The sequence below is a fragment of the Bacillus sp. ISL-41 genome (assembly GCF_018613235.1).
Classification (GTDB): Bacteria; Bacillota; Bacilli; order Bacillales; family Cytobacillaceae; genus Mesobacillus.
The window spans coordinates 59,023-78,219 of record NZ_JAGGQP010000023.1 but is presented as its reverse complement, the minus strand read 5'-3'; the positions used below and the strand labels follow the sequence as shown (position 1 = coordinate 78,219).

The following is a 19,197-nucleotide window of genomic DNA, read 5'->3' as shown; positions in this document are numbered from 1 at the left end:
CCAACTTAAAGGAGGAGGTTATATGAAACTTTATTTAGATCCAGGCCATGGCGGCTCGGATCCAGGAGCACAGGGAAATGGTCTTCGGGAGAAAGATTTGACCCTGGATATCGCGCTCAAAATCCGTTCCATCCTTGCGAATAACTATAAAAATATTAATGTCATGATGAGTCGGACAAGCGATATAACGAAAAATTTGAGTCAGAGGACAGATGAGGCCAACGCCTGGGGTGCTGACTTTTATCTGTCGGTCCATATCAATTCCTTCAACGGCTCTGCCAGTGGATACGAGGATTATATACACAGAAGCTTATCAGATAATTCAGCAACAGCGCGATACCGTGATATCATCCACAGTGAAGTGATGAAGCTGAATCAGCTCGATGACCGCGGCAAGAAAAAAGCCGATTTCCATGTACTTCGCGAATCCACAATGGATGCGATGCTCTCTGAAAACGGCTTTATCGACAATGCCCAGGACGCAGACCTTATGAAACAAGAATCCTGGCGGCGCAATGTTGCACAGGGACATGCGAATGGCATTGCAAAAGCGTTCAATCTCGCAGCGAAGGAAATACCAACTCGCGGGGATGATGCCTTTAAAGTCATCGCCGGTTCTTTCCAGCAAAGAGAAAATGCCGATCGGCGAGTGGCAGAACTGGACTCCAAAGGGATTGAAAGTTTTGTTGCAGAAACCATTCTCTCCGGCCAGACCTGGTATCGGGTACAAGCCGGTGCTTTTTCAAGCCGTGAAAATGCAGAAACTCGCGTACGTGAAATCGAGAGCCGGGGAATTGATACATTCATCACGGCTGATTAATTATGTATTCCACGGCCGAATCCTGACATTGGATCCGGCCCTTTCCTTACAAATGATTACTCTTCAAAGCTTTCTTCCAGCTCCGAGATCAGTTCACCGACATAGACGACTGCTTCGCGGATTGGTTCTGGCTTAGACATGTCGACTCCAGCCTTTTTAATCAAGTCCAGAGGCTTCAATGTCCCGCCGGCCCTCAATACGTCGAGCCAGTTTTCCACTGCAGGTTGACCTTCTTCAAGGATCCGTTTTGAAACTAGCGTCGAGACCGTTAATCCTGCCGAATACGTATATGGATACAAGCCCATATAGTAGTGAGGCTGATGCATCCAGGTCAGCCCTGCTCCTTCATCCATTTCAACGGAATCTCCCCAGAAGTTTTCAAGGACCTCCCGCTTTACCCTCGACAATAAGTCGGCTGTCAACGGCTCCCCATCTTCGGCCAGTTTGTAAACTCTGCGTTGAAGTTCTCCTTCAAGGAGATGAGTGACAAAATTATGATAGTACGTCCCCAATAGCTGGAGAATGACCCAGCGCCTTTTCCGCTTGTCTTCCGTATTCGCCAACAAGTGATTTCCAAGCAGCATCTCATTCATCGTCGATGGTGCCTCGATAAAATATCTCGACGGCCGGCTATTAACCATTCTCTGATTCTTTCCTGCCAGGAAAAAGTGTCCGGCATGACCCAATTCATGAGCAAGCGTGAAGGCACCGCGCATCGTATCCGGCCAGGTCATCAGGACGTATGGATGCGCTCCATATGGACTCGAGCAAAAAGCACCCGTGCTCTTCCCGACATTGTCAGCATAATCAACCCATCTCTCGGACAGCGCCGTCTTGATCATATCGCTGTACTCCGGCCCCATGATTTCGAGTGCTTCCTGTACCGTTTCTGCTGCCTCATCATAGCTGGTCTCTATTTTATACTCCGGATCCAGCGGCGCTTTAAGATCTGCATTTGTCATCTTATCCAGACCTAGGACGCGTTTTTTCAATTTAGCATAACGCCTCATGTGCGGAGCCAGCTCTTCCTGGATGATGTCCAGCTGGTTATCATACATCTCCCTGGAGACCTGCTGATCCTGTAGCAGCATATCGGTGACAGAGTCATAGTTCCTCAGCCGGGCCATCGCCACCTCCTGGTTCACCTGGGTCGCGTAGGTTGCTGCAAAGGTATGCTTATATTGATTCAATGTCTTGTTAAAAGAATCATACGAATTGCGGCGCACAGCTGCCGACGGTGAAGACACGTATTTGCCTGAATAGAGAGCAAAGGAAAGAGGAATTTCATTTCCCTCGTCATCAATAAAAGGATCAAACTGCATGTCAGACAATTTCCCGCGGTTGTAAATATTGTACGGGGAACTGAACAGTGACCCAAGAGCCGCGAGCGTTTCCTCCGTTTCCTCGCCAAGTGCATGAGGCTTGCGGTCCTGTAAATCGCTCAAATACTTTTTGAACGGCTCCAATCCTGGCTCCTCTTCTAAAAATTGATCTATTTTCCCTTGTGGAAGCTTGATGATTTCTGTTTCTACAAACGCAAGCTCCGAATTGACAGTCGATTGGGCATCACTTGCCTTAGCTGCATCCTTCTGCCTTTCCGGATCGGTATGGTCGACTGATTGCCGCAGATTGGCATACATCGAAACAAGGTTAAAACGCTCCAACAGCTTCTCCTTCGCCTTAAGACATTCCAGCAGCTCACCTGCACTATTGCCAAGCTTCCCCTTATATTTAGTGACTTCCGGCACATCCTCCTTGACCGCCTTCAGCTCCTTTTCCCAGTCACTCTTCGATTCGAAAAGAGCAGTTAAATCCCATGTCTGTTTCTCATCCACCTCTTCTCTTTTCAATCGCTCATTCGATTTTTTCGCCATCTTATCCCCTCCTTGTGATTTGTGATTTTTCGTCTATTAAAGCTATACCACAACAAAAAGCCTCTACACGTTGAATTTGATGGAAGCCCGCACAGAAAGAAGCCTGGCACTCAACGAATACCAGGCTTCTTATCTACCATGCTAGATTTCCATCGTCCATCTTTCTTCTTGCGTATTTTTCAGCTGCTTTTCCGTCTCCTCAGGGTAAACCGTCCGGAATTTATGGTGATCGGCAGGGATGATTTCTACCATTTTCGTAATCATATCCTCAGGATCGAATTGGTTCTTTAATCCTTCCTCCTGCTTTTCCATGTCCTCTTTCCGGGTAAAATTCTTCTCCTCATCGTACCATTTCCACTTTTCCTCAGCCGCCCGCTTGTTGAAGCCTGTTTCGAATGCGCCCGGGTTAATCGTGGCCACTTTTACATCGTGCTTTTCCAACTCCGACTTCATTGTTTGGGCGATTCCCTCAATCGCATGCTTCGTGGCCGTATATGGCCCGACATACGGTGTCGCTGAAATCCCCGCCATCGAGCTCATGAAGATGATTTTTCCGTTCCCTTTCTCTACTAGCTTTCGTGCAGCAATTTGTACAGTCTCCAGCGTCGAGAAAACATTCACTTCAAAAAGAGCACGTATCCGGTCCATCGGCACCTCAGCCAGCGGACCGCCTTCATTAATCGCTGCATTCGCAACAAACACATCAAAATCATACTCCTTGATTTGCTCACGATCCCTCTCATTTGTTATATCAAGCTTGAATACTTCCATATCAAGCCCCTGATCCTCGGCCTCCCGCATCAGATCCGTCTTTTGGGAAGTCAGCTCAGTCGTCGCAATCACCCGGTGCCCTTTTTTCGCAAGCCCTAGCGAAGCCCCGCGGCCAAGCCCGCTGCCAGCACCTGTAATAAAAATCGTTTTAGCCATTTCCGACTCCTCCTATCAATATGAACTAATAGTTTCATCTTCCCAAGAGGAGGAGATGTAAAACATAGAATGATTAGGAGGATATCAGGAACAAAATTGCTTAATATCCTATATAGAATTAGTTCCTATGTATTCTTCACTTCCAATTCCAGATACAAAACCGCGATACCAAATCAAATGAATTTGAATACACCCTTCTCTCCTGTATATTAAGGCTAGAGAATATTTAGGAAGGGTGATTACTATTCAAAAGCAAATACAGCTTAAAAAGAGACCAACTGGAGTTCCTACATATGACCATTTTGAATTTGTAGAAGTACCTGTAGAAAAACCGGCAAAAGGAGAAATACTTTTACAGACTATTTATATTTCGGTCGATCCTTATTTACGCGGGCGCATGAATGACACCAAATCCTATATCCCGCCGTTCAAATTGAACGAGGCTATTTCAAGCGGTGTAATCGGAAAAGTGGTTGAGTCCCAGTCAGATCTTTTTGAAGAGGGCGATTTCGTTATAGGCTCATTAGGCTGGCAGGAATTCTCCATCGCAAAAGAAAATACGGTCCGTAAAATCGATCCTAACCTGGCACCAGTATCGGCATACTTAAGTGTATTAGGCATGACTGGTCTTACAGCATACTTTGGTTTATTGGATATCGGCAAGCCGAAAGCAGGTGAAACAGTCGTTGTTTCCGGTGCCGCGGGAGCTGTCGGTTCCATCGTGGGGCAGATTGCAAAAATCAAAGGAGCAAGGGTCGTTGGCATTGCTGGTACCGATGAGAAGGTGCGTTATCTTCTAGAAGACCTTGGATTTGATGCAGCAATAAACTACAATACACAGGATGTAAGCTCCTCTCTAAAAGAGGCATGTCCTGATGGAATCGATGTCTATTTTGAGAACGTCGGCGGAGAGATTTCCGATGCGATTTTTCCTCTCTTGAACAACTTCGCAAGGATTTCTGTCTGCGGAGCGATCTCAGCGTATAACCAGTCAGAGCCAGATGTAGGACCTCGTGTTCAGGGTTACTTAATTAAGACTAGTTCTTTGATGCAAGGGTTCACAGTCGGAAACTACTCGTCCCGTTTTGGCGAAGGTGCCAAAGAATTGGCGAGCTGGCTTTTGGAAGGTAAATTGAAGTATGAAGAAACGGTTACAGAAGGCTTTGAGAATACAATTGACGCATTTTTGGATTTGTTTAAAGGGGCAAATCTCGGAAAAGCGATCGTTAAAGTGGCAGATTCTGATAAATAAAAGAAAAGCCGTTCCGGAGATATTTCCGTAACGGCTTTTCTTTTGCCAGCAAACTTCACTGTCTTCTTTTACATCTAAAACATTCAAAACTATACTCTCAACGAGCCCCTAAACCCTCTCGCGGCATAGTAGGAATCTGCCCCATTGTGGTAGACAAATACGGTGTCATAGCGCCGGTCACAAAAGAGCGCCCCGCCTAGCTTTCTAATATTCTCAGGTGTCTTCACCCAGCTCGACGTTTTCAGATCGAAATTCCCAAACGTTTGCAGCTCGCGGTATTGTTCCTCCGTTAAAAGCTCAATGCCCATCGAGTTTGCCATATCCATCACGCTATTTTCCGGCTTGTGTTTCTTCCTTGACTCCAGTGCTTCACGGTCGTAACAAACACTTCTGCGGCCTTTAGGGCTTTCTGCTGCACAATCATAAAAAATGTATTCGCCAGTCTCTGAATCAAAGCCAACCACATCCGGCTCTCCGCCGGTTGCTTCCATTTCATTGAGCGACCATAATTTTTCAGGATTGTTTTCGAGCTTAGCTACCACGTCAGCCCAATCAAGTCCTTCATGCCTGCTCATATTTTTCTCAAAACGAGCTATCAAAGTTCCAAGTAGATCCTTCTGCTGTTCCCGGGATAACTCTTTATTTTCCTTTGCCATATTGATGTTCCTCCTTGTCAAATTCTTTCATTTCCAAACTTCCTCCAAAGTATTCCTGAATAGCTGGTCAAGCTGTGGTGTGAAATCTGGCAAATCAACATTCAGTTTTGAGGTATACTCTTTTAAACGTGCAATCTCCTCGTTCAGGAATTGGTTGATGACTTCAATTTTCGGTTCGTAATCCAGTTCATCACCGCTGATTTTTCGTTTCAACAAGGTATGGATTTCTCTCTTCAATTCACCTTCCGGCAGCCGGTCCTCCAATAGCCTCGGAAATTCCAGCGGCGGAAACTCATTGTATTTTTCGATCCATTGTGCAGCCAGGACCGGTCTTAGGACGTAAAAATACTTCTTAATCTTGACCTGGTCTCCCTGCAGGTATTCCCTGAAATTATTGCTCGCCATATTCAAATAATGATGCAGGCAGGAGTTCGGTGCGAAAACCACTTTACTGAGCTCCTTCATCTGGTCGATGGTCGAAAACGCCTGATAGTAGACAATCCCCGAACGCAGCCATTCCATCAGCGGCGGATTCGATTTCCTGAATAACTTTAGGGCTTTGGTCAGTTCCCAGCCGGTTATATCCAGTAAATCGTTAATCGGCAATTCAATCACATCTCTTTTCTTGCCGATACCCATCTGGTCGATCGTCAGATAATCTTCTTTTTTATGTACATAGATGAATCGGACGTCATAATCACTATCCTTTGAGGGAAACTCCCAGGCCCTGCTGCCGGATTCAACAGCATAAAGAATTTTCACATCGAAATCTTCTTCTATTTTTGCCAGTGATTTTAATATAATCTCCTTCACAACAATTCTCTCCAATCACTTTGCTGATTTCACAGCCCACCTGACTGCCAATAAAAGATACAATAATGCGGCATACAAGACCACACTGACCATATAAATGACAGGATTCCCCGACTCCCTGGTTATTGCGTGGAGCCGGTCATACTCTTCAGCCGATATAAAATATGACCTTATATTCATTAGCGTAACCAATAATAATAGGAAGGCAAGAATGGCTTTTTTATGTAAAATCAGCCTGGCCATGCTTACCTTTAATGCTTTGGTGAATGTATCATCAGGGTTTCTTTCGATTTTACCGTGAAAAGGCGTCAGGAAATAGATCATCAAACCGCCCCAGACAATCGCAAACACTACTATTGCTGTGAACTGCATTTAAAATCCCCTCTCTCACTTGCCTTCAAGATATTTTTTATAAGCGCCCGGACTCTTTAAATGCTCCGGAACGACTTCTGTTACCTGCTCTTGAACCTCTTTTTCAACAGGAGAATCGCTCGCGAGCCTTTTGCGGATATCATTCAGCAAATAAATCCCTCTGAATAAACTGCCGGCAATGATTCCAAAAGCAGCAATCCCGCCAACAATCGGTCCCATGACAAATAAAAAATAGCCCAGAACCATACTTAATAGGATAGATAAAAACAAGTACATGCCCGTTCTCCCCTAGTTCAACAGAATAAAATTCCCGCGCAGCTCACTCTCGCTGATGGCAATCCTGGTCGACAAATCCTTCGTTCGCAGCACATACTCTTTGACTCCGATAAATTCAGACTCAGCAATCAAATAAAATTGTGTGCCTCTTTTCAAACCCCTGAAATTCTTTTTCAGCATATATCTCTTCATAACCTGGTTGCTCCTGTAAGATTCTCTTCCATAAGTTCAATAAAATAAAGCGCAAATCCTCCATGATCCACGCTTCTATTGGTCTTTTACCCGAAAAAAAAGCCGCCTTGGTGGCAATAAAATCGTAGAGCCCCAGGCAGCAGTTCGTTTATAGACTTGCTTATTAGATTAACGTGACGCTTTTGGCGGCTGGCACACTTCGCATTTGCGCTGGTGATTATCCTTGAATTTCTTGAACGTTTTTTCGAATTTATTGCCACATTCGCATTGAAATTCCAGTTTTTGCGAAAAACCCTGATACTCTTTCGTCAACAGCTTACTCTCTGAATTGTTCTCTACAAATTCTTTAATCTTTCCGATCGTCCATCGCTTATTCATCTTTCATACCTCCATATATGATCGCCAGACGGAGGCTTTCAGGCATCCGTGCAATTATATGTAAAATTCGTTTAAACCTAAGTTCCTATTATACCACGCAGCCAGCGACTTGTTTTACTCTTTATTGTCCTTCTCTAGCAGCTCAATTATTCGGTCCAGTTTTTGTTCTATACTCTTTTGATTATTCGGTTCTTTTATGACGAGTGAACGTACAGCATAGAAAACAGCCGCCACAATACCTATCATTAAAATGAAAGAAATAACCTGAAATAATAAATCCCCCATGTTCAAAACAACTCCCGCCTTACATTGTATTTTTCATCATTATACTATATTGATTTACATTCCTCCCCTCACGGATTTACTATTAAACTATATTCTGGACAGGGGTGTTATATTTGGAAAAGTTTAGAGCGGGTATAATCGGGACAGGTTTTGGCGCGAAGGTACATGCGCCAATGATGGACCATCATGAAGGATTCGAAGTTGTCGCAATTTCAAGTGTATCAAGGGGAAATGTTGAGGAAGCACGGAAGGCCAGCGGAATTGAAAATATCTATACTGACTGGCGCCAGATGCTTGAACAGGAAACTCTCGATTTAGTGGTTGTCGCTTCTGCAGTCCATTTACATAAGGAAATGGTTAAAGCCGCTTTCGAAAAAGGCGTACATGTTGTGTGTGAGAAACCAATGGCTTTGGACGCTGCCGAAACAGAAGAAATGATGACGGAAAGAGACAAGGCTGGGAAACTTGGGTTGATCAACCATGAATTCCGCTTCCTTCCGGCTCGAACAAAGGTAAAAGAAATCATCGAAAGCGGGAAACTCGGGGAGATTCTACATGTCCGTTACCAGTGCTCCTTTGCGAATTATACCGGCTTAATTTCAAAACCTCGCGGCTGGCTTGGCCAAGAAGAAAAGGGCGGCGGAATGCTGGGCGCAATCGGCTCCCATATGACCGACGCCCTACAATGGTGGATGGACAGCACTTTTAAAGAAGTGTTTGCTCAGCTGCCAGTTCATATTCCCACTCAGACTGATGACCATGGGAATACAGAACATCGGACAGCGGACGATGCTTTCCAGATTATTGGTTCTCTGGGAAACGGGGCTACAGTTACTCTTGAGCTCATCTCTGCTGCACGCCAAACTGAGCACACCTGGCGCCTTGAAATATACGGGACAGAAGGCACACTGGTGATGCTGGATGACAACAAAGTCCTGCTTTCTGAAGGAAATTCAGCACTTCAAGAAGTTGAGCTGGCAGCTGATCTCGAAGCACCTTCGACTATGCCGCAGGTCGCCGCACGTTACTATAACGGCTTCCAAAGAGCCTTGGATGCGCTCCATGAAACGCTGGCTTCTGGAGAAAAGCACCCGTATCTCGCTGATTTCGAGCATGGGCATTCCACTCAAAAAGTATTAGACGCAGTCAGGGCTTCTGCTCGAGAAGGTAAGAAAGCAGAAGTAAAATAAAGCACCCTAGATTAATAACAGGATAATAGGCTTGGGTCCGGTACCTTATATCGGGCTCAAGCCTCTTTATTTTTCCTATGATTCAAACGTAGTTTACACCCTATTACCCACTCCTCAAGCACCCTTTTCAAATGCCTGAAGAACATATGGTTCTCCCTTTAATTTATGCAAATCATTAGAAATCTAACGTTTAGTTTTGTTAGACTAAGGGTATAATTATCTGAAAATTCTTGTGTTTAAGTGGTCTATTTTTACTAGATGGCAAGAGTACACCATGCACGGATTTTCTATTTAGGAGTGATGACCGGAAAAAACTATAAAATAAGAACAAATATACTATTATCATCATGAAGGGAGTTTTTATGGGAGACATAGTAAATTGGTTGAACGGGTATGTTTGGAGTTCGATATTAGTCTATTCATTTTTGGGATTAGGATTGTTTTACACGATTATCACACGTTTTGTCCAGGTGAGATACATTAAAGATATGATCAAACTGACCTTCTCAGGCGGGGGTTCAAAGGCAGGTGTCAGTTCGTTTCAGGCACTGACAATGTCATTGGGCAGCAGGATCGGGACAGGCAATGTAGCGGGTGTCGCTACGGCCATCGCATTCGGGGGTCCTGGTGCTGTTTTCTGGATGTGGATCGCAGCTGTGTTAGGAAGCGCGACTTCTTTTATTGAAACGACATTATCTCAAGTATATAAAAGGAAAATCAACGGGAAATATCGCGGAGGCACACCGTTTTACATTGAAAATGGCTTGAAATCGAAATCGTTCGCAGTGATTTCTGCCCTTTTATCCTTAGTGGTCATGAGCTATTTATGGCCGGGCGTCCAGGCCAATACCGTCGCATTGACGATGGATAACGCCTTTGGTTTATCTCCTGCAGCGACTGGGGCTGTCATCATTGTCCTGCTTGGGTTCATCATTTTTGGCGGTGTCAAAAGAATTGCGAAAACAGCAGAGGTAATGGTTCCTTTTATGGCAGTTGGCTACATATTAGTCTGTTTGATTATCCTTGGCATCAATTATACTCTGATACCTGAAGTGCTTTCGCTGATTTTCACAAGTGCATTCAATTTGAATTCCACTTTTGGCGGATTAATGGGATCTGCTGTAGCATGGGGTGTCCAAAGAGGCGTCTATTCTAATGGTGCCGGAATTGGCAGTGAAACATTCGAGGCAGGCGCAGCAGAAGTATCACACCCTGCTAAACAAGGGTTGGTCCAGGCGTTTTCCGTTTATATCGATACGCTGATCATTGCTCCGGCAACAGCCTTCATGATCCTGATCACAGGCATGTACGATGTGAAGCCGGAAGGAATGGCGCCGATCACCGAGAAACTCGGAAATGCAGAACCATCTGTCTACACTCAGCTCGCCGTAGAATCGGCTTTACCGACATTCGGAATCTCTTTCATGGCTATTTCCTTATTCTTCTTCTGTTTTACCACACTCTTATCTTATTACTATAAAGCAGAGACAAATCTTGCTTATCTGGTAGGCAATAGTAAGAAATCTGCCTGGATGAACCACTTGCTGAAAATTACCTTGCTTGTTGCTACTTTCTATGGAAGCATCCGAACCGCTGATGTCGTTTGGGCAATGGGCGATCTTGGAATGGGCATGATGGCCTGGATTAACCTTTCCGTCATCCTGCTGCTTACAAAACCAGCTCTTCAGGTCTTAAAAGACTACTCAGCACAGAAAAAAGCAAACAAGGACCCTATCTTCAAACCTGCAAAACTCGGAATTGACGGAGCAGACTTCTGGGAAGAGAAGACTCAAAAACCGAGAGATGGCTCTCTTGCCTCCTAAAAGACCGTCGTGCAAGATATTAATCAAACGTTTGATTGAAAGTGCCTAAAGCTATGGCCGATGGGAAAAATGGGTTTAATTAAACCTTTGATCGATATTTTTGCTCTAGGCATGAGCTCGATTTTTTTCGGGCTCATGCGTATTTTATAGCATCTTCCCCCTTCGCAAAAAGAAAAGCCTGATTCCTTTTCAGAACAGGCTTGTCATTCTACAGATCACGCAGCATTGTATTCAACGCGCTCAATTCCTCTTCAATCGCGGCAAGACGCTTCTCCAGCGGATGCAGGTTTCCTTTTACAGATTCCAATTTTTCGAGATTATGCTGAAGCTGCAAATACTCATCTTTCAATTCGACGATTTTATATTCAATTTCTCTTTTATCCATTGCTTGGTCCCCCTGTTTCGACGATTACTTCTTATAGAATAGCGATATCAGGGCGTTAATTCAAGATGCAAGCAAAAGGCGTACAGATAAGCTTCTGTACGCCTTGCTACTATTTATTCACTTTTGATAAGAGCGTGATGCTGTATATTGCCGCGAGCCCTACAAGGATATATACCACTTTTGCGATCGGACTGTCCATGCCTCCGAAAAGGCCGCCGACTAAATCCCATTCAAATAATCCAACCAATAGCCAATTTAAACCGCCGACAATAAGCAATACTAATGATACCAAATTCAACGTTTTCATTTTGACACCACCCATTGTATAATTTTTGTATAATCTTTCGAGATTAATTATACAAAACCTATACAAATTACGCAAACATTTTATATAATTTTGTTAAAGTGTTGATTTAACGGCTTTTATGTTGTGTAATTCTTGTATAACTTCTCTATACTGGTGAGTGGAGGTGAAAACTTTGTATAGCATCAAGCAAGTATCAGAACTTTTGGATATACCCGCCGTCACAATCAGGGCCTGGGAAAGCCGATATAATGTCGTAGCTCCTACCAGGACCGAGGGCGGACACCGTTTATATAGCGAAAAGGATCTCGAAACACTCAAGTGGATCAAGAATCAAGTTCATGAAAAAAATATGAAAATCAGTGACGCGGTCAGGATGCTGCAGGAGTCCCCTCCGGCCTCCGCCCCGCCTCCAACACAAAATGACAAGTACGGTGAGCTAAAAGAAAAGCTTTACGAGGCACTGGTCAACCTTGATACCCAGGAGGCAAACCAGATTGCCGACCTCGCTTTTTCTTTGTATGACTATGAAGAGGTGTTTCACCAAATATTAGTCCAGGTTTTGTATAAGGTTGGTGATGAATGGGAGAATGGGGCCATTTCGGTTGCCCAGGAGCATTTTGCTTCGCAGTTCATCATCAACCGCTGCACCCAGTTCCTGAGGGTCCTCCCTGTAAATCCTGCACTCCAGAAAGTGTTGGCGTTCTGCCCGGAAGGAGAGCAGCATCAAATCGGTTTGATGGTCTTCAGCTTATTTTTAAAAAAGAAAGGCCATGACGTCATCTATTTGGGACCGAATACGCCGCTTGATGGATTATCCGATTTGATCAAAATGAAAGACATCAGCGTTGTGGCAATTTCCATGACCAACCCGGCCCCGATTGTCAATGTCGAGGATTGGATATCTTCAACACTGCAGATGAATCCATCGTTGAGATTCATCGTTGGGGGAAGCTGCGTTAATGACTGTCCAAAACTGGAGTCAAAGGCAGTCACCTACTCCCTCGGTCCCGATTGGGATAAATGGTATGACTCGTTCATGCGCTGAATTTTATTAACAGAAAAGATATAAATAGCTTGATTTTACAGATGTATAAAGTAGTAAGATTAGACTGGAAACTTAATAGGGAGGTTTACTAGTGGAAAAGCTATTGCATCCAATCACTGATTGGGTTTCAACAAAGAAGGGAATGTGGATCACGCTCATTGCCTGGCTGGTCCTCATGGTTGGTTTAAGTGCAGGGCCAATGCTCAGTGAATATAAAACAACCAATTTCCAATCGCTTCCTGATGAAGCACAATCGATAATCGCTGAGAAAAAGACGGAAAAACTTTTCCCGAATGAACAAGGAACACCGGGAATCCTCGTTTTCCACAATAACAACGGCGACATCAATCTGGATGAAGTCAAGCAAATCCTCAATGGAATCATCGCTGAGGATATTGACGGCATCGAAACCATCGTTGATATCAGCGCCCTTCCTCCTCAAGCTTTAGGTGGTTTTATCTCAGAAGATGGTTCGACCATCATCGTGCCTATGGAGCTGGAAAAAGGGCTCGGAAACAGCCAGTATTCCGAAATCAATGACAAGGCTTTGGAAACTGGCAACGAGATTGCCGAAGACCTTGAAAGCACCGAGTTTTACATTACCGGTCCAGCCGGGATTGCCGGAGACACCGTCAAGCTTTTTGAACAAGCTGACTTTGTCCTGCTGATTGCAACCGTGCTGATTATTTTGATCTTATTGATTGTCATTTATCGTTCGCCGTTGCTTGCGATCATCCCGCTGCTCGCGACTGTCATCGTCTATCAGGTCGTGAATCAAAGTGTAGCACTAATGGGTGCAGGCGGCCTGGAAGTCAGCAGCCAGACTTCATCCATCATGAGCATCCTGCTTTTTGCAGCGGTCATTGACTATTCATTGTTCGTCTTCTCCCGTTACCGCGAGGAGCTGAACAAATATGAGAGCAAATACGAAGCAATGAAATATGCGATGCGTGCAACAGCTGAGCCTGTGTTTTTCGCAGGAGGTACTGTTCTCGCCGCGATGCTCATCCTGTTCTTCGCTGATTTCCGCGATTACCTGAACTTCGCGCCTGTTTTCGGGATTGCGATGTTCTACATCATGATCGCTTCAGTCACCCTGCTGCCGGCGCTTTTCACCTTATTTGGCCGCAAAGCATTCTGGCCGAAGGTACCGAAGTACGGCCAGGAAACAGAAGTCAAGCACGGAATCTGGGGACCAGTCGCCAGATTCGTGGTTAACAAACCTGGAATCTCAGGAGGAATTGTTTCTGTATTTTTAGTTCTTACAGCCTTCAATGTTTTCAATCTCGACTTTGAATTTGATACGGTAAAAAAATTCCCTGAGGACCTGCCTTCACGAGTTGGCTATGAAATCGTCGAGGCACGCTATGACAAAGGGGAACTGGCCCCGACGACATTGCTGGTTGTCAGTGAGGATCCTTTTACCGAGGAAGATACAAAAGCCATCGTTGATCAATGGCAAAGCTATGATGAAATTGCCTCTGTCCGGGTATCCGCTCTGTCCGAGGATGCACAAGCCATGAAGCTTAGCATAGCATTATCAATGAATCCGTACTCAACAGAAGCGATTGATTTTATCGGTGATTTGCGCTCGGAAACTCCTGAGTTATTGGAGGAGCTTGCGATCGATGGAGAAGCATATTATAGCGGAGTCACAGCCAAGCTTTTGGACGAGCGGGAAATCAATAACCGCGATATTGTAAAAATCGTCCTCCTGGAAACAGTATTGATTCTAGTTCTCTTGTACGCTCTCACGCGTTCGATCAAGATGTCCATCTACATGATGGGAACGATCCTGTTATCCTACTTATCTGCGCTGGGATTGGGAATCTTCCTCGTCGACGTCTTATTCGGCTTTGATGCATTAAGCTCGCGAGTTCCGGTCTACGCCTTCATCTTCCTGGTGGCATTGGGAATCGATTATAACATCATCCTAGCCTCCCGATTCATTGAAGAGCGCAAGGTACACAAAGTCAAGGATGCCCTAGAAATCGCGATCCGCAATACCGGCGGAGTGATTTCATCAGCCGGTGTCATCCTGGCCGCGACATTCGCTGCACTGACCACGATGCCAATCGCCGACCTGTTCGTCTTCGGCTTCATCGTCGCCGTCGGAATCCTGATCGACACCTTCCTCGTCCGCGGCATGCTGCTGCCAGCATTGATTCTCTTCTTTGAAAAAGATCAGAAAGAAGCTGCAGTAGAAGGTAAATAATAAAAAGGCAGTCCTGAGAGCGAGAATAGCTCAGGGACTGCCTTTTTTAGTGACTGCTACTGCCACATCTTGATGATGGACACTTTTTCATGATTCCCCTCGAGTTTTTGTCCATCATGACTCTGATGACGGACACCTTTTCATGATTCTCCCGGGTTTTTGTCCGTCATGACCTTGATGACGGACACTTTTTCATGATTCTCCCGGGTTTTTGTCCGTCATGACTCTGATGACATAGTATTAAGAATCACGTCCCGCAAAATGTCCGATAAGGTCTTGCCGCTGGTGGTGCTGGCTTGCAGAATTCGGCTTGTTCAGCTGAATGCTCGTATGGGTTGGCAAGGACTTCGAGCAATTTCACCATGACACTCAAGTCACCATTAACAGCTGCCTCTAATGCTTCCTCCACTCTATGGTTGCGAGGAATCACACCTGGATTGCTGTCACGCATCAGCTCATGCACATCTTCCTTCGATTGCTCCTGGCGTTCGAGTCTATCCTGCCATTTTCCCTGCCACTTCGTGAACTCCTCAGCCTCGAACAACTCCGACCCTTCCAGCTGATCAAAAGTTAAAGCTTTAAACGTATTCGTAAAGTCAGCCTTATGCTTATGCATTAGATTAAGCAGGTCGGAAATAAGTGTCTTGTCTTCTTTTTCCTCATTGAAAATACCAAGTTTCAATCTCATTCCTAATATAAATTCCGCTTCAAATATTTCCGGGAATTCTGAGAGAGCTTCCTCGGCCAGCTTTACCGCCTCGTCTTCATCTTCATGCAGCAAAGGCAACAGGGCTTCAGCAAAACGAGAAAGATTCCAGCCGCCGATATACGGCTGATTTCCATAGGCATAGCGGCCATCCCGGTCAATTGAACTGAAGACCGTTGCCGGGTCGTAAGTATCCATGAAAGCACATGGTCCATAATCAATACTCTCGCCGCTGATTGTCATGTTGTCAGTATTCATGACACCGTGGATAAAACCAACATGCTGCCATTTCGCAATCAATGCTGCCTGGCGCTTGATCACTTTTTTCAAAAATGAAAGATAGCGATTTTCCTCCCCTTCAGCTTCAGGATAATGTCGCTCGATCGCATAATCAGCCAGTGCCCTCAGGTCCTCTGTCTTCCCCCAGTTTGCGGCAAATTGGAATGTACCAACCCTTAGGTGGCTTGCTGCCACACGAGTAAGGATAGCGCCGGTCTGCATCGTCTCGCGGATGATTTGCTCCCCCGTTGTCGTCACTGCCAGACTTCTCGTAGTCGGGATCCCCAATCCCACCATCGCTTCACTGATGATAAACTCACGTAGCATCGGCCCTAGTCCTGCACGCCCGTCTCCTCCACGGGAATACGGTGTCCGCCCCGATCCTTTCAACTGGATGTCAAACCTCTCACCATCAGGAGTGATCTGCTCGCCCAGCAGTACCGCCCGTCCGTCACCAAGCATGGTGAAATGCCCGAATTGATGTCCTGCATATGCCTGGGCAAGCGGAGTTCCGTCTTCAGGGACATCGTTGCCGCCAAACAGAGCTGCACCTTCATCATCTTGTAAGGCTTCCGGGTTTAGACCGAGCTCTTCCGCAAGTGACTCATTGAAAATGACCACTTCCGGTGCTTCTACATGAGTAGGTTTCTGCAGGCTATAAAAGATTCCAGGCAGGCGCGAATAGCTATTATCGATATTCCAGCCAGCATTATTGTTCGACATTGAATTGCCTCCTTTTACTTTCACCATTTCTTAGTGCGCTTTATATATCCATTAATGTATTCTTCCTGTTACTTAATATACCCTCCCGAATGTTTGGTAAAGCTGCCATTTGTTTTGTCTCCAGATTAAGAAAAATACTTTTTAAGAATAATAAAAGAGGGTAAATACCCACTGTAGAAAGGAGAATTGCCATGAATTATAAAAACATTACTGTCGCCGGAAGCGGCGTTTTAGGAAGCCAGATTGCTTTCCAAACTGCTTACCATGGATTCAACGTTTCAGTCTACGATATTAACGATGAGGCGATCGAGCGCGCGAAGGAGCGAATCACAAAGCTAAAGCCGCGTTACCAGGAGGATCTTGGAGCATCCGAGCAGGAGCTTGATGCAGCTTACAACCGCCTTTCTTTTTACAGTGATCTCTCACAGGCGGTAACTGATGCTGACCTCGTCATTGAGGCTGTACCAGAGGTCGTCAACATCAAGATAGATTTTTACAATAAACTCGGACAAGTTGCACCTGAGAAGACGGTATTTGCGACGAACACTTCTACGTTGCTGCCAAGCCAATTTGCAGAAGCAACAGGCCGTCCGGAAAAATTCCTTGCCCTCCACTTCGCGAATGAAATCTGGAAAAATAACACCGCTGAGGTAATGAAGCATCCTGGCACTGACAAGGCAGTGTTTGACGACCTATTGGAATTCGCGAAAGCCATCGGAATGGTTGCCTTGCCACTATACAAAGAGCAGCCAGGCTATATTCTGAACTCGTTATTAGTGCCGTTCCTTGAAGCAGGCCAAATGTTGCTGATGAAGGAAGTCGCCGATCCGGAAACCATCGATAAGACATGGATGATCGCAACCGGAGCACCAAAAGGACCGTTTGCGATTCTGGACATCGTCGGAATTACCACAGCATACAATATCGCCAATGCCAAGGGCGAAGCTGGGGTTCCTCAGTTTAAAGAGCTCGCAAATCTATTGAAAACTGAGTACATCGACAAAGGAAAACTGGGTGTAGCCACCGGCGAAGGATTTTATAAATACCCGAATCCAAGCTATGAACAGCCAGATTTTCTGAAAGAGTAAATGAAAACAGCCTAATCCCATGCAGGATTAGGCTGTCCTTATATCTATCCTTGGACATACTCCACGCTGCGGTTCTGTTTCTTGAACATGAAGTAATTTTGGATGATGTCTTTATCCGAATGCGGAATCCGTTCTCCTTTTACCAGCTGTGCCCCATTGATACAGCCGCTGGTAAGGACAATCAAATCCTGTTCACTGCTTAGATCCAGAGCGGCGAGGACACCCTCATGACGAGTTGGTGCTCTATGGATATTGCCAGCGCGCGGATTTTTAAAGCCGGTAAGGACCTTATTGATAATATCCTCTGGATCATTAAACCCCGGATGATCAACCGAAACAACAATTTCATCCGCTTCCCCTTCAATCGCCTGGGCCATTTGCGGCATCTTCTCCCAATCCCTGATCCCAATTCCCGCAATCATCACAATCAGGCTGCGGTGAGGCATTTTTTTCACCTCTTTAATCAGGTTTTTCAAGGCAGGTGGTGTATGCGCATAATCAAGAATGATGTTGCGGTTTCCATATTCCTGCAAGACTTCAAGCCTTCCTTCAGGGCTTTCAAGCATCGTGATTGCCGGGAGAATTTCCTGGAGAGTGAACCCGGCATGCAGCGCAGAACATACTGCCGCCAGAAGGTTTGCGACATTATAATTTCCGAAAATCGGAGCTCTGACGATATAGGACTCACCTTTGACGACCATCTCAAAAACTGTCCCTGTATCAGACATTTTAATGTTGCTCGCTTTTACGTCGGCCTCGGTGTTTTTATCAAGGCTGTAGGTCAGCACAGGTCCGTTGAAAATTTCGAGGATTTCAGCTGACATTCCCTCATCATCCAGATTCACCACGGCTTGTTTTGCCTGGCGGAATAGCTTTAGCTTGGCATTGCGATAATTTTCAAATGTTTGATGGAATTCCAGGTGTTCAGGTGTCAGGTTTGTATGTATGGCGATATCAAAGTTGATTCCTTCTACCCGTTTCTGTTCGATGGCCACGGAGGTCACCTCCATCGAAGCAAGCTGGTCTCCCTGCAGGTACATTTGATGAAAAATTGAATGTAAATCAATTGATTCAGGTGTCGTCGGGGTTGTCTGGCTGAATTCCATCCTGCCCTTGGAAGTAAACATTCCAATTGTTCCAATATAACCGCCCGGCATACCCAGGTTTGTCATCAGCGACCTCACATATGCGGCAACCGTCGTTTTCCCGTTCGTCCCGGTGACTCCAACCGTTTGGATTTTTTCATGTACCCGTCCATAAAAGATGATGGAGATATGCGCCAGGAAGCTGCGCGCGCTTTCCGTTAAAATAAATGTCACTCCTGGATACCGCTGAAACCCTTCCTCAAGCCGCTCAGGGTTCTCACCGACAATGACAGCAGCTCCCTTCTCAACGGCTTCATTAATATACAAATGGCCATCATGGTTTTCCCCGCTCATGCAGATAAAAACCGATTCCATGGTCACTCTTCTTGAATCATAACAAATAGCTGATACATCCTGAACAGTACTTCCCCAAATCCTCTTAATCGAAAGCTGGCTGTGATGCTCGAAATGAATATACATACTTTATCTCCTTTTAAGTGGGATAT

Annotated in this window: 20 protein-coding genes; 7 read left to right on the top strand and 13 right to left on the bottom strand. The window is 45.4% G+C overall.

What is annotated here, in order from left to right; genetic code table 11:
- The first annotated feature begins 22 nt into the window (after window positions 1-22).
- A complete protein-coding gene (locus J7I80_RS11085) occupies window positions 23-820 on the top strand; it encodes an N-acetylmuramoyl-L-alanine amidase (RefSeq protein ID WP_214738427.1) in 798 nt (265 codons plus the stop codon).
- A gap of 56 nt (window positions 821-876) precedes the next feature.
- On the opposite strand, the gene pepF is transcribed toward J7I80_RS11085, so the two are convergent.
- A complete protein-coding gene (gene pepF / locus J7I80_RS11080) occupies window positions 877-2,694 on the bottom strand; it encodes an oligoendopeptidase F (RefSeq protein ID WP_214738426.1) in 1,818 nt (605 codons plus the stop codon).
- Window positions 2,695-2,835: 141 nt separating this feature from the next.
- A complete protein-coding gene (locus J7I80_RS11075) occupies window positions 2,836-3,621 on the bottom strand; it encodes an SDR family oxidoreductase (RefSeq protein ID WP_214738425.1) in 786 nt (261 codons plus the stop codon).
- A gap of 235 nt (window positions 3,622-3,856) precedes the next feature.
- Here J7I80_RS11075 and J7I80_RS11070 point away from each other — a divergent pair, with 235 nt between their 5' ends.
- Window positions 3,857-4,873, top strand: coding sequence for an NADP-dependent oxidoreductase (locus tag J7I80_RS11070; RefSeq protein ID WP_214738424.1), 1,017 nt, complete (start codon window positions 3,857-3,859; stop codon window positions 4,871-4,873).
- 89 nt (window positions 4,874-4,962) lie between these two features.
- On the opposite strand, the gene J7I80_RS11065 is transcribed toward J7I80_RS11070, so the two are convergent.
- The 7 genes from J7I80_RS11065 to J7I80_RS11035 form a co-directional block, all read right to left on the bottom strand.
- Window positions 4,963-5,529, bottom strand: coding sequence for a DUF4256 domain-containing protein (locus tag J7I80_RS11065; RefSeq protein ID WP_214738423.1), 567 nt, complete (start codon window positions 5,527-5,529; stop codon window positions 4,963-4,965).
- 27 nt (window positions 5,530-5,556) lie between these two features.
- Entirely contained in the window at window positions 5,557-6,342 is a 786-nt protein-coding gene (locus J7I80_RS11060) for a nucleotidyltransferase domain-containing protein (RefSeq protein WP_214738422.1), read from the bottom strand.
- 15 nt (window positions 6,343-6,357) lie between these two features.
- Window positions 6,358-6,714, bottom strand: coding sequence for a hypothetical protein (locus J7I80_RS11055; protein WP_214738421.1), 357 nt, complete (start codon window positions 6,712-6,714; stop codon window positions 6,358-6,360).
- Window positions 6,715-6,729: 15 nt separating this feature from the next.
- Window positions 6,730-6,990, bottom strand: coding sequence for a hypothetical protein (locus tag J7I80_RS11050; RefSeq protein WP_214738420.1), 261 nt, complete (start codon window positions 6,988-6,990; stop codon window positions 6,730-6,732).
- A gap of 12 nt (window positions 6,991-7,002) precedes the next feature.
- A complete protein-coding gene (locus J7I80_RS11045) occupies window positions 7,003-7,182 on the bottom strand; it encodes a hypothetical protein (protein WP_214738419.1) in 180 nt (59 codons plus the stop codon).
- A gap of 168 nt (window positions 7,183-7,350) precedes the next feature.
- On the bottom strand, window positions 7,351-7,560 hold the full coding sequence (locus tag J7I80_RS11040) for a hypothetical protein (RefSeq protein WP_214738418.1): 210 nt from the start codon (window positions 7,558-7,560) through the stop codon (window positions 7,351-7,353).
- A 114-nt stretch (window positions 7,561-7,674) separates the two neighbouring features.
- Window positions 7,675-7,845: a DUF4083 family protein gene (locus tag J7I80_RS11035; protein ID WP_251027714.1), complete on the bottom strand. Its 171-nt coding sequence runs from the start codon at window positions 7,843-7,845 to the stop codon at window positions 7,675-7,677.
- 113 nt (window positions 7,846-7,958) lie between these two features.
- Between J7I80_RS11035 and J7I80_RS11030 the strand changes: the two genes are divergently transcribed.
- A complete protein-coding gene (locus J7I80_RS11030; protein ID WP_214738416.1) occupies window positions 7,959-9,035 on the top strand; it encodes a Gfo/Idh/MocA family protein in 1,077 nt (358 codons plus the stop codon).
- 362 nt (window positions 9,036-9,397) lie between these two features.
- The gene (locus J7I80_RS11025) at window positions 9,398-10,858 is read left to right on the top strand and encodes an alanine/glycine:cation symporter family protein (protein WP_214738415.1); all 1,461 of its coding nucleotides are present in this window, start codon (window positions 9,398-9,400) and stop codon (window positions 10,856-10,858) included.
- A gap of 208 nt (window positions 10,859-11,066) precedes the next feature.
- Here the strand turns inward: J7I80_RS11025 and J7I80_RS11020 are convergent, their stop codons facing one another.
- Together J7I80_RS11020 and J7I80_RS11015 are read right to left on the bottom strand one after the other, a co-directional pair.
- A complete protein-coding gene (locus J7I80_RS11020) occupies window positions 11,067-11,243 on the bottom strand; it encodes an SE1832 family protein (protein WP_214738414.1) in 177 nt (58 codons plus the stop codon).
- A gap of 109 nt (window positions 11,244-11,352) precedes the next feature.
- A complete protein-coding gene (locus J7I80_RS11015; protein ID WP_023626156.1) occupies window positions 11,353-11,550 on the bottom strand; it encodes a DUF378 domain-containing protein in 198 nt (65 codons plus the stop codon).
- A gap of 172 nt (window positions 11,551-11,722) precedes the next feature.
- Here J7I80_RS11015 and J7I80_RS11010 point away from each other — a divergent pair, with 172 nt between their 5' ends.
- A complete protein-coding gene (locus J7I80_RS11010; RefSeq protein WP_214738413.1) occupies window positions 11,723-12,595 on the top strand; it encodes a MerR family transcriptional regulator in 873 nt (290 codons plus the stop codon).
- A 91-nt stretch (window positions 12,596-12,686) separates the two neighbouring features.
- Window positions 12,687-14,810 (top strand): MMPL family transporter, encoded by a 2,124-nt coding sequence (locus J7I80_RS11005; protein WP_214738412.1) that lies wholly within the window; start codon window positions 12,687-12,689, stop codon window positions 14,808-14,810.
- A 247-nt stretch (window positions 14,811-15,057) separates the two neighbouring features.
- Here the strand turns inward: J7I80_RS11005 and J7I80_RS11000 are convergent, their stop codons facing one another.
- Entirely contained in the window at window positions 15,058-16,518 is a 1,461-nt protein-coding gene (locus J7I80_RS11000; protein WP_251027713.1) for a protein adenylyltransferase SelO, read from the bottom strand.
- A 191-nt stretch (window positions 16,519-16,709) separates the two neighbouring features.
- Here J7I80_RS11000 and J7I80_RS10995 point away from each other — a divergent pair, with 191 nt between their 5' ends.
- Window positions 16,710-17,606, top strand: a complete 897-nt coding sequence (locus tag J7I80_RS10995; RefSeq protein WP_214738410.1) for a 3-hydroxyacyl-CoA dehydrogenase — start codon at window positions 16,710-16,712, stop codon at window positions 17,604-17,606.
- A 44-nt stretch (window positions 17,607-17,650) separates the two neighbouring features.
- On the opposite strand, the gene J7I80_RS10990 is transcribed toward J7I80_RS10995, so the two are convergent.
- Window positions 17,651-19,171 (bottom strand): UDP-N-acetylmuramoyl-L-alanyl-D-glutamate--2,6-diaminopimelate ligase, encoded by a 1,521-nt coding sequence (locus J7I80_RS10990; RefSeq protein WP_214738409.1) that lies wholly within the window; start codon window positions 19,169-19,171, stop codon window positions 17,651-17,653.
- Between the last annotated feature and the right edge of the window lie 26 nt (window positions 19,172-19,197).

Bases quoted from the DNA above. Each gene is read 5' to 3' on its own strand.
- J7I80_RS11085 (WP_214738427.1), top strand. From the start codon at position 23: ATGAAACTTTATTTAGATCCAGGCCATGGCGGCTCGGATCCAGGAGCA.
- pepF (WP_214738426.1), bottom strand. From the start codon at position 2,694: ATGGCGAAAAAATCGAATGAGCGATTGAAAAGAGAAGAGGTGGATGAG.
- J7I80_RS11075 (WP_214738425.1), bottom strand. From the start codon at position 3,621: ATGGCTAAAACGATTTTTATTACAGGTGCTGGCAGCGGGCTTGGCCGC.
- J7I80_RS11065 (WP_214738423.1), bottom strand. From the start codon at position 5,529: ATGGCAAAGGAAAATAAAGAGTTATCCCGGGAACAGCAGAAGGATCTA.
- J7I80_RS11055 (WP_214738421.1), bottom strand. From the start codon at position 6,714: ATGCAGTTCACAGCAATAGTAGTGTTTGCGATTGTCTGGGGCGGTTTG.
- J7I80_RS11050 (WP_214738420.1), bottom strand. From the start codon at position 6,990: ATGTACTTGTTTTTATCTATCCTATTAAGTATGGTTCTGGGCTATTTT.
- J7I80_RS11045 (WP_214738419.1), bottom strand. From the start codon at position 7,182: ATGAAGAGATATATGCTGAAAAAGAATTTCAGGGGTTTGAAAAGAGGC.
- J7I80_RS11040 (WP_214738418.1), bottom strand. From the start codon at position 7,560: ATGAATAAGCGATGGACGATCGGAAAGATTAAAGAATTTGTAGAGAAC.
- J7I80_RS11035 (WP_251027714.1), bottom strand. From the start codon at position 7,845: ATGGGGGATTTATTATTTCAGGTTATTTCTTTCATTTTAATGATAGGT.
- J7I80_RS11025 (WP_214738415.1), top strand. From the start codon at position 9,398: ATGGGAGACATAGTAAATTGGTTGAACGGGTATGTTTGGAGTTCGATA.
- J7I80_RS11020 (WP_214738414.1), bottom strand. From the start codon at position 11,243: ATGGATAAAAGAGAAATTGAATATAAAATCGTCGAATTGAAAGATGAG.
- J7I80_RS11015 (WP_023626156.1), bottom strand. From the start codon at position 11,550: ATGAAAACGTTGAATTTGGTATCATTAGTATTGCTTATTGTCGGCGGT.
- J7I80_RS11000 (WP_251027713.1), bottom strand. From the start codon at position 16,518: ATGTCGAACAATAATGCTGGCTGGAATATCGATAATAGCTATTCGCGC.
- J7I80_RS10995 (WP_214738410.1), top strand. From the start codon at position 16,710: ATGAATTATAAAAACATTACTGTCGCCGGAAGCGGCGTTTTAGGAAGC.
- J7I80_RS10990 (WP_214738409.1), bottom strand. From the start codon at position 19,171: ATGTATATTCATTTCGAGCATCACAGCCAGCTTTCGATTAAGAGGATT.